This window comes from Streptococcus mitis (assembly GCF_003943905.1).
In the GTDB taxonomy this organism is placed as follows: Bacteria; Bacillota; Bacilli; order Lactobacillales; family Streptococcaceae; genus Streptococcus; species Streptococcus mitis_BC.
In genome coordinates, this window is sequence record NZ_RJNS01000004.1 from 87,506 (window position 1) to 100,743 (window position 13,238).

A 13,238-nucleotide genomic window follows, 5' to 3' on the forward strand; every position below is an offset into this window, starting at 1 on the left:
ATTATCATTTTTTATAAGCTTTAAAATAGTGATGCCCTACTCTATCCTTCTCTGGAGGCAAAATCATGTAATCTCCATATTCATGCCGCAGAACTTTATCAAATTCTTTAGGAATCCTAAATTCATATTTCTCAAAAGGAACCAAAATAGTCTCATCAAACCATTCACGCGGAAAAATATCTTTTTCTCCCCATGACAACCAAATAACGCAACCTACATATTCACTGTTATCGTAGCCTTTAACTCTGGCTAACTTAGCTAGTTGATTTTGGAAGTAATCTTTCCCAATCATTTTAGAGAATAGATAAACTGGATACTTAATCAACTTCCTAAAAGTTGATGTTGTCGTTTCAATCGCAAAATGTTCCCTAGTTGCCTGATAACAAAACGATGATAAACGATCCCCCTTCATACCAAAGGCAACTGCCTCTTCTTTATTATCTCCCAAACCATCATAGGGATAGATATCAATGAAAACTCCCAAACCAAAAGGTTTCTCATTTTCCATCTCAATTCGGTATCTCTGATCGCTAATTCTAGTAATCATATAAGGATATTCTGGACACTCTTCTCGATTGAATACTTTTAAATGTGGATAATCGGCGATATTTTCCTTCAAATACTCCAATAGGCGGTCATAATCTGGTCGGGGCATCATAATGTCAACGTCATCATCCCAAGGAATATACCCTTTATGTCTAACCGCACCAATTAAAGTCCCGTAAATCAAAACATAGCGAAAATGGTATTTTTCACAAATACTAGCAATCGTGTGTAAAATTTCCAACGATACTTCTTGCATCTCTCGAGTAGTTAGTTCTTTCATATCATCCCTCCCGATAATATCTCAATAGCATTCTATACCTAACAACAGTCTCTTAATCAACTACTATCATTTTTATCAAAATAAGTGTTTATAGTAAGTATTCGGTATTCTCGACTTTTCTTCTTCAAATTTATATGTTAGCTTATGGAATGGTGTCTGTTCGAGAATATAACCATACATCACTTCGTCAAACTCTTCAAATAAGCGTAACTGCAAAATATGAGGAGTTGAATTATTGAAAGGAACTACCTTACTCCAGTATTCAGGAAATTCTTCGATTGCTAATTGAAAGAAGTGATGGAAAATAAAATAATCAACCACTCCATTATGATTCTTCCAATAATCATAAAGCAAATCTTTTGTCATATTTAAAAGAGGATGGTTAGAGTAGCTAGCAGTAATGAACCAATTAGAAATTGCCAACGCCTGTCCATCAAGACCTGGTTTTAAATTTTGAAATAGAAATAAATCAGAATCTAACATATAGGCAGGAATATCTGAACTCGAACAAAATACCGTCCCATCAATCCACGTACCACCATACTTGGTCAGTAATTCCAAACGCAATAAATCTGCAAAGTGCGCTTTTGAAATAAAACCCTGAGTTGCTTTTTCTTTGATATAGTCTGGAAAAGTCACATAGTGATGGTAATTATCATCTGTCAAAACAACCACTTCTCTGTCTGCTAGGTGTTTTTTTACCGAAGCGATACACTCCTGAACCACATGAGGGGCAGCATCTAAGCCTTGAAACCAGCAAATCCATATCTTATTTGATGTCTCATTATGTCGCTGATTATAGCTAAGTGAATACTGTTTCTCTCTCTCCAAGTTTTTAATAGTCTGCTTATACTTCCTTCTCAATCTTGAAAGAACTACATTACTGTTATTTAGACGGACTATCTCTAATGATTTTTTTGAAAAACCAACCAGAGGTAAAATAGCTATCGTTCGAAAAAGCACCCTTGACTGAATTAAGTCTTTAAAAATCTCTGCGCCCTTTTTTTTAATCAATGTTGCAAAAATACTCACTAAAACATCCTTTCTAAACCATAAGCATACATTCTGGTATATTCATGTTGAACCTTTGAGAAAAATATTAAGGATACCTCAACAATACCTAGTCTTTTTTTAGATAGTGTAGTCCCTACGTTTCTTATAATTTTATGTGTCTTATTTTTGTCTGTAATAGCAAAATCAGTACCAAATATACTATAATTGTCCCGATACCATATACAATAATAGATAAAATATTATTATCGATAGCTAAGAAAATCTTTAGCCAATGTATAACGATGACTGACCCTATCATTGCCAAAATATTTTTAGTTATCTCAATGAATATATAGCTAATCTTTACATCTATACCAAAATTCTTTTTAAAACGAATATAGATGAGAGCAAGCGAAATCATATTAGATAACACGGTTCCAAGAACAATACCATAAACTCCAAAAAGGCTAACCAACAACAAGCTCAGTATAATCTTTATGATGCTAACGATAACACTATTCTTAAAGGTTTCTTTTGTGTTGGAATTTGCGTAGAAATATCGGTAAATCAAGTCACGGATAACATTAAACTGTTGCCCGCTGATATAAACACAGGCACACATATAAAGAACATTCACATTTTCAAGTGTAAATTTCCCACCAAAAAATAGCAAAGATAGCCCTTCAAAACCAACATTTACAAAACCTGCAATAATAATCGCTAAGACAGCATGGAAAAGGATGCAATAATCCCAAAAATATTTAGATATATTTTTAGTCTTTAAATTTGCTATAATTTTAGGATAGACATACACTGTTAAATTCCCAACAATAACCGTATTTACCATCGTAATAACCTGTGAAGCATAAGTTAGGATTGTAGCCTGTCCCACTGCTAAATTCGTTGCAATCGTAGTATCTACCATTGTATGCAACTTATAAACTCCTGAACTTAATACGATTGGCCAAAATACAATCATCATATTTTTAAATTCTGGATTCTTGAAATCAAAGCAGAACTTGTATCTAAAACCTATTTTGATAGCAACAATAAAATCTAAAATCAAATTGAGGACTGACCCCGCAATCAAAAGTGAGAAATATAAATAGATATTATCAATCACTCCGAGCAATAAAACAGTTAATACGATCATATTGACAATCAGTACGATTATCTTTGGGATATTGTATCTATCCTCAGACTGATAGTAGGCCGTGGTTACAGCTAACAAAGAGAGAATTCCTTGAATCACAAATGAGATTATCAAAAAATCTGAAGCGATAGCTATAAAGTCCGTCCCTCTGGCAGTTAACGAAGATAGTAAAGGTATTCGAAAAATAATAAGCCCCACACTTAACAATAAGATACAACCGTAGGTAAGGGTGATGAAAGTATTCACTGCTTTAGAAGAAATTTTTTTCACATAGGCCGGAATAATTACAGTGGTGACTCCACCCGTCACAAATGAAAAAATAAATGTTGCAATTTCTAAAGAAAAATTGTAAGCATCCATGTAGTCGGTTGCACCAAAGCTAACAGCCGTAAACCTAGATTTATATAAGGCCACTATTTGAGATAAGCACGTTAGTATGATCATCAAGGTTAATTGAACAGCTGTTTTTTTGTTTTGATTACTTTTTGTTGCTGTATTCATTATTTCAAAATGTGCCTCTCATTAATCGTTCATCTAGCTTCATAAAATGTTCATCAGCTTGTTCAGCTATATCCGTACTTCCGCCAAATAATAAATAATTCAAATCCTCGGGAACTTGACGATTTATATCTGAAACTGAAACACAATAGTGTGATAAGTCAAAATTAGCTAAAAACTTTTCAAATTTTTTATTATAAGCGATAGGGAGTACTGACACACCAAAGACCATGCCAAGAATCATACTATGGAATCGAGAGGCAATGATTTTTTCTGATTGTTGAATAGCAGCAACCACCTCTCGCCAATTCTCTCCATTATAATTTAAAATAGATAGTTCTGACCGTTTAGTTGCTGGTAGTTTTTCTATAATTCTATCGATAACCTCTTCATCTCCTTCCATTTTACAAAAAGAAGAAAGGATAATTTCATAACCCTGTTCTTTATAGTAATTTATGCAACGAAGAATAAATTCTTCATAATTAGTTCCATATTTTTTTATAGCTTCCCCTTTTTTAAAACAGTCTACGACCGAAACAAAAATTCTTTTCTTTTTCTCGTTCACTGTTGGAATGATACTCTGTATTCCCAAAACGATGTCTGGTGCAAAACGAACCTTTGTTAATTCTGGAAACTTTTGCTTGGACCATTCATCACGGAAGCAGATATCCTCTGCCTTAGCTAGATAATCTTTAACAAGCAAGCGATATTCTTCCGTTACATAAGGACCGAAATTTGCCCCTAAAATATAAGTAGGATTTAACTGAGGCATTCCAACTAAACGTTCACGATCAACTGCAGCAGCTGCATCTTCCTGAAAAATAGATCCCCCAATCACAACATTGAGTTGGCACTTTTTCTCTATTTCTACATAGTAATCTTTATTATAGTTAATTAAAAAACGATCTAGTCCTCTTCTTATTTTTTTATATGGATGGACAATGATATTTTTTTCGTCACAAAATACGTTTGTGTATTCTTCATTAAGAATTACATGAAAATTATGATTTGGATATCGCTTGGCAAGAATATGCAAAAATAAATCATCACCTAAATTAACATGGAAAAAACCTCTAACAAATACTTCCATTATATATACTCTCCCTTATATCATCACATATGGAATAGTCGCATCTATTCCTTTAATTCCATAATAAAACCACCAATAAAGCAGAAGGTAGGCAAGTAAGGCACTAATCATTAAAAAACGACGTCCTTTTTGCGGTCTGCAGTAACATAAGGAAGGATAGGCCAAAACATTCACAGAAGAGAAAAAATAGGCAATTCTTCCCGAATATACGTTTACACTAATTAGTTGCAAACACAAAACCTCTAGAATAAACATAGCTATGAAAAATCTAGCATAACTTTCTCCTTCATTCCACTTATTCCAGCTGATAAGTATAAAGAGCATAATTGGAAACCGATTCAAGAATTGATTCTGTACAAAATGAAATGTTCCGCCAAAATAATTTACATAGCTTCCTAAACCTATAATTTTTAAAATACTAGACACTAATCCTAAGGAAAACAGGGAGGCTATACCTAAAACCAATATGAGAGCAACTTTTTGAAGTTCAACTCTCCTTGAGAATAGCGTGTCAAGTTGCTGTTTTGGTTTTATAAAGTAAAACATCGCTGCAATCAGTAGCAAAACTACACCAGAAGTATGGAAGGAACAACCCACCAACAAACAAGTAACAAAGCCCTTCTTATTTCTCTCAATAAAGTATAAAATACCCAATAAAGTGAATGCGACTGCTATTGATTGTCTCATCATATTCAAGGTTGAATTATAGGTAGTAAGATAAAATACCATCATCCCTAGCCATGCTGGGTATTTCCCATATTTTTTTATAGCTAGATAGGTTGGAGCTATCATAAGCATTTCCAAAATAGACTTTGTCCAGAAAGCACCTAATAACTTTGTAGTGATATAGACTACAAGTGTGAAACCTCGTTCAAAATCTTTTACTGATAAAAAACGCCAAATTCTATACCAACTAGTATTCAAATATTCTGAGAAAGAATGAGAGGAGGTAGCAGCATTAATCGTTGGCATTAAGTAAACTTCTGTATCAGTTCCAATATGGTCTGCTCTAAATCCTGCAAGCATGCAAGGGAGAGCTAAAGCTAATATAACAAAAAAAAGTCTTTGATTTTTCTTTATTTTCTCTGATAATGCTATCAAAGAACTAGAGGCAAAAAAGACACCAAGATAAGGTAACATCCCTACTCCTTATGATCTATTTTTAATTTTCAAGTATAGAATCCTCATTCTACTAGCTACTGCTAACAGCAACCACCACTTGTTGAGTAATACTGTTAATTGCAAATTTGCTTTAGATAGTTTTCGTTCTTGAATCAAATCCACTGTCTGCTTATCCAACTCTGATAACAACTGTACTGTGTAGTCTTTTAAATCTTGCGACAACAAACCCATTTCTAGCAAATCTGCAAGAGAATTGAATAGTTGCTTTATGTATATCTCTGTTGCCCTTTTTTCAAATGTTTGTTTATGTTGATTGCTGGCAAACTGATTAATCAACTGAATCATATTTTTATAGGCAACAGCATTGTTTGCTATAAAAACCTTAGAATGATTTTTCAAACGGTTGTTGGACGTATTTGTGTCTAATTTATAAATATAGGTACATTGAGAAATATAATACATTTTAGGTTTTTGTAATAAGACATGGATTAAAAAAGTCAAATCTTCTCCCGTTATCATCGTTTTGTCGAACTCTATATGGTGTTGGTCTAACAATTTTTTTCTTATAATCTTACAAACAGGACCATTTAAGGTCCCATCGCTGACAATCCTACTAATTACTGTCTCAAGATCGATCTCGCGTGAGTCACCTTCAAACGCCTTCCACATATACTTTTGTTGGATATCAGTCGCTAAATCGCTAAAAACAAGGTCATACTTACCATCCAAAAGATACTGTTCTAGCTCATTAAAGGAAATAAGAATATCATCTGAATCAACGAAGATAATGTATTGTCCTTTAGATAGGCTAATTCCCATATTTCTCGCTACGCTAACACCTTCGTTAACTTTTTTATAAAATCTAAAACCAGCCTTTGTCTCTGAAAACTCTCGACACCAGTCAGATACACTATCCTTTGAACCGTCATCAATGATAACACATTCCATATTTAAGGAACTATTCTCATCCATAAAAGTTTTGATAGACTGAAAGCATTGTTCTAATTTATCTATAGCTGTATTGTACACAGGAACAATGATGCTCAAATGTATCATACTCTCCTCTTTTCCTTCAAAAATATTAGCTTATCTCTCACAACATTCCATGATAATCTCGTAAAACCATTATCCAATCGTATCATTTACTAAAAGTCTGAAACAATAACAAGATACAGTAAATGAATTAGCGCAACAGTGAAAAATCAGTAGGAGATATGTCTACCATCTATTAATACGTTTTACGAATTGAAAATTGTCTCGTAGCTAGTGACAATCTTTTCCCAAGTGAATGTCTCCGCAATTCGTTGGTTTGATTTCTCGTCTAATTCAGAAATGGCAACCTCATTAAATCGTTCCACTTCTTCGATTACATGCGCTAGCTCATCTTTTTTCCAGTAAATGGCTCCATCCTCACCAACTTCACGGTTGAAACCAACATCTAGTAACAAATTTAGTTTTGTTGATGCAAGGGCTTCTAAAAGCGATGGGTTGGTCCCTCCAACCTCATGCCCATGGAAATAGGCGAAAGCATTTTCACGAATGTACTTGAGCAACTCTTGGTCATAGACAGTACCTACAAATTTAACCCTAGGATCTTTGTCAAAACCAGTATCCTGTAACAACTGGTCGTAAAATTTATTCTGCTCCACATTTGTGATGAGGACAAAGTCCTTCTTGGACTTGGACTTAATAAATTCACGAATCATGGTTTCGTAGTTGTTTTCAGGAACGAATCGTCCCACCACTAGATAATAGCCATTTTCGCTAACTCCTTTTTTCTGATACCAGTTCCGAACCTTGGTATCTTCTACCTTCAGGCTTGAAGGAGCAGTGTCTGTCCCATAGGCAATATAGGTGGTCTTTGGTTGATACTGCTTATAGTCCTCTTGGATATATTTTTCGATATTTTTGCTATCACATACCAATAAATCGGCATGCTTGACCATGAGTTTCTCTGAGAATTTCCAGTACTTACGAACTGGCAGGCTCCATTTTGCTCGTAGCCATTCATGACCATCTGGATTTACCAGCAACCGGCCACCGATCGCACGAATTTTTTTCTTGAGTCCAGAAATAAAGGGCCCGATGCGACAAGCTAAAATGTAAAAAATGGGAGCCTCGTCCTTGTTTTCCTTAGCCAATTCAATAGCCTTATTGACCGCTGCAATATCGTAAGCGATAGCACGAGCCGGGCCAATATTAGGCACATCAATGTTGAAACAAATGGAGCCATTGTGCTCAAACTGGTCATCCGTGATGCCAGATTTAGCTGAATTTTCACGCATACAAGCAACATAGTATTGTATGTTGCTGTCTTTTTGGTATTCGGTTAATTTTTCAACAAAGGTTTCAAATCCTCCATACTTGGCAGGAATCCCCTTTGAACCAATGATATAAACTGACTGTTTCATTTCTCTCCTAACAAGACTGAGGGGCAGAAATTACTTCGCTCCATCTCTCTTAAATACTACTTTAACTGTCTTCAATAAAATTTCAATATCTTTCCAAATTGTCCAATCATCTATATAAGCCACATCTAATTTGACAACCTCATCGAAATTCTTGATCTCACTTCGTCCGCTGACCTGCCATAAACCTGTTATGCCAGGTTTAAAACTTAGGCGACGTTTTTGTTCTGGGGTATAGTGCTCATACTCGTCCACTGTTGGTGGTCGTGTACCTACCAAACTCATATCTCCCTTTAGAACATTGTAAAACTGTGGTAGCTCGTCCAAGCTAGTCTTCCTTATAAAACGACCAATTTTCGTAATACGTGGGTCATCATCGACCTTAAACATTCCACCCTGCATGGTATTTTGTTCCATCAGTTCTCTTTTTTTGTCCTCAGCATCTACACACATAGAGCGGAACTTATAAAAAGTGAACTGGCGGCCATTTTTCCCAATACGCGTCTGAGCAAAAATAGCAGAGCCCCCATCCTTTCGAATCAAAGGAACCAGCACAACACTGACTAGACCACATAGTATCAAACCTACCAGGGAACCGATAATATCAATAACCCGCTTAGCAATCACGTGGCTAGTCTTATAAAATGTTGTAGAAAAAGTCACAACGTTTAATCCTGCCATCTCACGAATTTGCTTGTTACGTGCCAAACTACGATCAAAAGCATTTAGATTGACTGTTACATCAATTCCCATCGTTTCAAACTGAGAGACAAGCTCTCCAATATTGTATTTTTCACTCGGAAGATTGATAAAGACTTCATCGACCACCTCATGAGTCGCAAAATCTACTATCTCCTCCTCTGCTACTACCTTTAAAGAATTATGCTGAAAATCTGGTTTATCTAAGACACTGACGGCTACCAACTCCCCAACAACCTCATTTGATTCTATTAATCTATCCAGTACCTTTTCGACACGAGATGTCGCCGTAAGCAAGAGGATCTTCTTACTTCCTTTAAAGTTGGGATAAGCTCGCTTCCAATACCACTTGATAAATAGGTTTAGCACATAGACTAAAAGAGCATGTAATGTGAGGAAGTAAATCATGCCTCGTCTGGAAATACTAAATCGATCTTCTAAGAAAAAATTAGAAATACTAATCGCTAGCGCAAAGAATAGGATATATTTCAATGTCTGGACAAGTTCAAGCAAATATCCCCTTTTAAAGAAATCCTGTCCATAATCACTAATATAAAAGACAAAATAATGGAGGATATAAAGTGCAATAGCTGTTGTTGAAACAATCTCCGTTTCTCTCACAGCGCTAAGCAGATAAGTCAATAAAATAACAAGAAAACTCTGGATTATGGCTAATGAAGGCTTTACTACTTTTCCATTCATCTCTATCCCCCAACCTATTTTTTATTTTTTCCGTAATCTCCATAATTTCCATAAGAACCGTATTTGTCTACTGAAGTATCGAATTTATTCAACACAACTCCCAAAAACGGCTTCCCTGTGTGTTCCAACTGTTCCTTCGCTTTTTGAATATCCCGTCGATTTGTTTCACCTGCTGCTGTCACTAAAATAGAAGCATCACATTTTCGCGTAATGATAGCTGCATCAATCACGGCACCGACAGGAGCAGTATCTACAACGATATAGTCAAAATATTTACGCAAGGTTTCAAGCATTGTACTGAAATTCTTACTTTGAAGAAGAGCTGTCGGATTTGGTGACACAGAGCCAGCCTGAATTACAAAGAGATTTTCGATATTGGTATCACAAAGCCCTTGTGACAGGTCTGTAGTCCCTGATAGAAATTCTGTCAGACCTGTAATTTTATCCCTTGCTTTAAAGACACCTGACATAACAGAATTGCGAATATCTCCATCAATCAGCAGCGTTTTGTAACCTGCACGCGCAAAAGCCCAAGCGATATTAGTGGAAGTCGTTGATTTTCCTTCTCCTGGTTTCACAGAAGTGATAGAAAATACTTTCAAATCATCTCCACTTAACTGTAGGTTCGTGCACAAAGCATTATAATACTCCTCTGCCTTTTTTACAAGATCCAATTTTGCCTGTGAGATTTCTAACGTTGGCATAACTTCCTCCTATTTCATTTTATCCAAATCTGGAACGACTCCTAAAAGTGGAATTTGTAGTACATCTTCAACATCTTCAGGACGTTTCACACGGGTGTCGAGCAACTCAATCAAAAGAACAGTAATTACTGTTACGACTGCTCCTCCAAGGAAACCAAACAAGGAATTGCGTTGAACATTTGGAGACGAGGGAGTCGTAGCTGGTCGCGCTTCTTCAAGTGTCGTTACATCAGATACTCGCGTTACAGCGATGATCTTTTCTGCAGCAACTTCTCGTAGAGAATTAGCCATGCGACTGGCTTCCTCTGGCTGTTTATCCTTGACAGAGATTGAGACGATACGAGTGTCAGCTGGTACAGTCACTTGAACTTTGCTAGCTAACGTTTTTGCTGGCATATCCAATTTCAAATTTGTCGCTACCTTTTCCAATACATCCTGCGAAAGGATAATCTCACGGTAGTCTTTTACCAGATAAGATCCTGCCTGCAAATCCTGATTTGTCAGCCCCGGCTTGTCTCCTTGATTACGGTTGACTACGTAAATACGCGTGGTGCTCGTATATTCTGGCTTAACAATAAAAGTGCTATATGCAAAAGCTCCCGCACCTGTCACAAGTGCCACTAATAAAATCATTAGCTTGCGTTTCCATAAGGTTTTAAATAATTGAAATACATCGATTTCTATCGTATTTTGTTCTTTCATCATTTCTCCTAAATTAGTTGATCCATTACAATTTTTCGAGGGTTGTCTATAAAAAGTTCCTGAGCCTTCGCTTCTCCGTATTTTTGGGTAACAAGGTCATATGCTTCTGCCATATGAGGAGGTCTACCGTCTAGATTGTGCATATCACTTGCAATGACATGAACCAAATCCTGCTCTAAAAAATACTGAGCTCTTTTTTTCATGAATTTATAACGTTCTCCAAAAAGTTTGGGTTTGAGGACATGTGAACTATTTACTTGCGTGTAACAGCCCATATCGATCAGTTCTCGAACGCGTTTTTCATTATTTTCAAGAGCATCATAGCGCTCGATGTGGGCAATGACTGGAGTAATTCCCAACATCAAGATCTTGCTCAAGGCACTATGAATATCGCGATAAGGGGTGTTCATACTAAACTCTATCAAGGCATAACGACTATCATTAATAGTTGGAACCCGCTTTTTTTCCAGCTTATCCAGAACATCTGGTGTGTAGTAAATTTCCGCCCCATAAGCAATGACCAAGTCACTCGCCACTTCCTTAGCTATTTCCCGAACCTGAAGAAAGTTTTCTGCTATCTTCTCTTCTGGAGTTTCAAACATGCCCTTGCGACGATGAGAGGTAGAGACAATGGTTCGCACCCCCTGCCTGTAGGCTTCTGTCAAGAGGGCCTTGCTTTCCTCTCTTGACTTGGGACCATCATCTACATCAAAGACGATGTGTGAATGAATATCAATCATTTCATCTGCCCTCCAACACGTCTTGAATAGCAGTTTTGACAGATGCAAGGCTACTGTCGTCAATTTCCATCATATAGAGGTTACTATCTGGCATCGCATAAGAAGGAAGATCCATCCGTCCTGTACCTTTCAAGTCTTGCGAATTCACTTTGTAAGTTCCACCACTTTCTAACTGAGCATTGACCAAGTTCATCATGGTCTCAAGCGGCATGTTTGTTTGGATAGAATCTTGCAAACTATCAATAATCGTACTATAATTTTTCAGTGCTTCGGTCGACGTTAATTTTTGAAGGATAGCCACAATCACCTTTTGTTGATTGCGCCCACGGTCACGGTCACCATCTGCTAGGGAGTAGCGCTCACGAACAAAACCGAGGGCCTGTTCTGAATCAAGATGAACATTGCCTGCAGGGTAATACTTTCCATTCGTATGGGCAGTAAATTCTTGATCATTATAAACATCAATCCCCCCCAACAAATCAATCAATTTCAAAAACGAAGTGAAGTTCAATCGCACATAGTAATTGATATCCACTCCATAGAGATTTTCTAAGGTATGAATGGACGAATCAACCCCATAAATGCCCGCATGGGTTAATTTATCTTTTTGATTATTTCCACCATCTGCAATTGGTACATAAGCATCACGTGGCGTTGTGGTCAAGAGGATTTTCTTGGTATCTCGATTGACAGTCATCAGGATATTGACGTCTGAACGCGACACCGAACTAATAGGACCATAGGTATCAATTCCACTAACATAGATATTAAAAGACTGACTCTTTGAAGTTTTAGGAGCTTCTACTTTTTTAGTGAATCCCTTAGTATAAATCTTTTTTATCTTCGATGCGTAATCTGGATACTCTGACTCGATGATATTTTCAAAGACACTATTTAAGACAATGGCCTTGGTATCACCTGCGATCAAACTCTTGTAAGCTGCCAAGTAAGACGAACTCTGGTTGACCGTCAAATCGGTATTCTGACTTGACTTGATATCAGCTAGTAGTTTTTGAATATTTTCATTATCAGTCCCAGTCGGTGCTGTCACACTCGTCAGTTGCGTAACATTTCCAATCTCACTATCTGCTAAAACAGCGACACTGATCGAATATTCTGAGTAATTAGAAGTCGCATTTAAACGATTGGTCAGTCCAACAAACTGCTGTACTGCAAAGAGCGACACAGAGCTGACAAGGATAGAGAGCACCAATAGAAAAATGGTGAACTTTTCAGCTTTTTTATAGATAATCAAGAGCAGCCCTGCTAAGGCAACTAGTAGAACTAACGCAGTTGCCACTAGATTAAGATATCTAAAAGCAAGGATATGGTATTTAAAAATCAAAAACAATAAAAAGCCAGCCAACAATAGATAAATAGCTAACAAGGCTATGTTAACGCTTCGCTTTACTTTCCCCGAGCGAGATCTCTTTGAACGTTTCGTCATGACATTCCCCTATACTATAATAATTAAAGTAATTATATCACAAAAGTAGGACAAATTCCATTCATTCCCACAATTCTCAGCGTTTTCATTCCTTTTTTCTTAGCTATATTTTGAAGTGACCGCTTTCATTATTTAGGACCTTGAGCAAACAAAA

At 36.5% G+C, this 13,238-nt stretch carries 12 protein-coding genes; all 12 read right to left on the reverse strand.

From position 1 onward, the window contains the following. Positions 1–4: 4 nt before the first annotated feature. The 12 genes from D8854_RS07750 to cps4A all read right to left on the reverse strand — a co-directional run bounded on the left by D8854_RS07750 (position 5) and on the right by cps4A (position 13,084). Entirely contained in the window at positions 5–826 is an 822-nt protein-coding gene (locus tag D8854_RS07750) for a LicD family protein (protein ID WP_125424857.1), read from the reverse strand. A 75-nt stretch (positions 827–901) separates the two neighbouring features. Beyond that, on the reverse strand, positions 902–1,858 hold the full coding sequence (locus D8854_RS07755) for a capsular polysaccharide synthesis protein (RefSeq protein WP_125424858.1): 957 nt from the start codon (positions 1,856–1,858) through the stop codon (positions 902–904). A gap of 124 nt (positions 1,859–1,982) precedes the next feature. Beyond that, a complete protein-coding gene (murJ, locus tag D8854_RS07760; protein WP_125424859.1) occupies positions 1,983–3,473 on the reverse strand; it encodes a murein biosynthesis integral membrane protein MurJ in 1,491 nt (496 codons plus the stop codon). A 4-nt stretch (positions 3,474–3,477) separates the two neighbouring features. Beyond that, on the reverse strand, positions 3,478–4,560 hold the full coding sequence (locus D8854_RS07765; protein ID WP_125424860.1) for a polysaccharide pyruvyl transferase family protein: 1,083 nt from the start codon (positions 4,558–4,560) through the stop codon (positions 3,478–3,480). A 15-nt stretch (positions 4,561–4,575) separates the two neighbouring features. Beyond that, positions 4,576–5,700, reverse strand: a complete 1,125-nt coding sequence (locus D8854_RS07770; protein ID WP_125424861.1) for an EpsG family protein — start codon at positions 5,698–5,700, stop codon at positions 4,576–4,578. Positions 5,701–5,709: 9 nt separating this feature from the next. Beyond that, positions 5,710–6,738, reverse strand: a complete 1,029-nt coding sequence (locus D8854_RS07775) for a glycosyltransferase family 2 protein (RefSeq protein ID WP_125424862.1) — start codon at positions 6,736–6,738, stop codon at positions 5,710–5,712. Positions 6,739–6,920: 182 nt separating this feature from the next. Continuing rightward, positions 6,921–8,093, reverse strand: a complete 1,173-nt coding sequence (gene cps2T / locus D8854_RS07780) for a beta 1-4 rhamnosyltransferase Cps2T (protein WP_125424863.1) — start codon at positions 8,091–8,093, stop codon at positions 6,921–6,923. 30 nt (positions 8,094–8,123) lie between these two features. Further along, positions 8,124–9,491: a sugar transferase gene (locus D8854_RS07785; RefSeq protein ID WP_125450436.1), complete on the reverse strand. Its 1,368-nt coding sequence runs from the start codon at positions 9,489–9,491 to the stop codon at positions 8,124–8,126. 14 nt (positions 9,492–9,505) lie between these two features. Beyond that, positions 9,506–10,195, reverse strand: coding sequence for a tyrosine-protein kinase (locus tag D8854_RS07790; protein WP_125450437.1), 690 nt, complete (start codon positions 10,193–10,195; stop codon positions 9,506–9,508). Between the two features lie 9 nt (positions 10,196–10,204). Further along, positions 10,205–10,897 carry a capsular polysaccharide biosynthesis protein CpsC gene (gene cpsC, locus D8854_RS07795; RefSeq protein WP_038806413.1) on the reverse strand — a complete coding sequence of 231 codons (693 nt, stop codon included), beginning with the start codon at positions 10,895–10,897 and terminating at the stop codon, positions 10,205–10,207. An 8-nt stretch (positions 10,898–10,905) separates the two neighbouring features. After that, complete coding sequence (gene cps4B / locus D8854_RS07800; protein WP_125450438.1) at positions 10,906–11,637, reverse strand: capsular polysaccharide biosynthesis protein Cps4B; 732 nt, start codon at positions 11,635–11,637, stop codon at positions 10,906–10,908. Between the two features lies 1 nt (position 11,638). After that, on the reverse strand, positions 11,639–13,084 hold the full coding sequence (gene cps4A, locus D8854_RS07805; protein WP_125450439.1) for a capsular polysaccharide biosynthesis protein Cps4A: 1,446 nt from the start codon (positions 13,082–13,084) through the stop codon (positions 11,639–11,641). Positions 13,085–13,238 lie beyond the last annotated feature (154 nt).

Bases quoted from the DNA above. Each gene is read 5' to 3' on its own strand.
- D8854_RS07750 (WP_125424857.1), bottom strand. From the start codon at position 826: ATGAAAGAACTAACTACTCGAGAGATGCAAGAAGTATCGTTGGAAATT.
- murJ (WP_125424859.1), bottom strand. From the start codon at position 3,473: ATGAATACAGCAACAAAAAGTAATCAAAACAAAAAAACAGCTGTTCAA.
- D8854_RS07765 (WP_125424860.1), bottom strand. From the start codon at position 4,560: ATGGAAGTATTTGTTAGAGGTTTTTTCCATGTTAATTTAGGTGATGAT.
- D8854_RS07770 (WP_125424861.1), bottom strand. From the start codon at position 5,700: ATGTTACCTTATCTTGGTGTCTTTTTTGCCTCTAGTTCTTTGATAGCA.
- D8854_RS07775 (WP_125424862.1), bottom strand. From the start codon at position 6,738: ATGATACATTTGAGCATCATTGTTCCTGTGTACAATACAGCTATAGAT.
- cps2T (WP_125424863.1), bottom strand. From the start codon at position 8,093: ATGAAACAGTCAGTTTATATCATTGGTTCAAAGGGGATTCCTGCCAAG.
- D8854_RS07785 (WP_125450436.1), bottom strand. From the start codon at position 9,491: ATGAATGGAAAAGTAGTAAAGCCTTCATTAGCCATAATCCAGAGTTTT.
- D8854_RS07790 (WP_125450437.1), bottom strand. From the start codon at position 10,195: ATGCCAACGTTAGAAATCTCACAGGCAAAATTGGATCTTGTAAAAAAG.
- cpsC (WP_038806413.1), bottom strand. From the start codon at position 10,897: ATGAAAGAACAAAATACGATAGAAATCGATGTATTTCAATTATTTAAA.
- cps4B (WP_125450438.1), bottom strand. From the start codon at position 11,637: ATGATTGATATTCATTCACACATCGTCTTTGATGTAGATGATGGTCCC.
- cps4A (WP_125450439.1), bottom strand. From the start codon at position 13,084: ATGACGAAACGTTCAAAGAGATCTCGCTCGGGGAAAGTAAAGCGAAGC.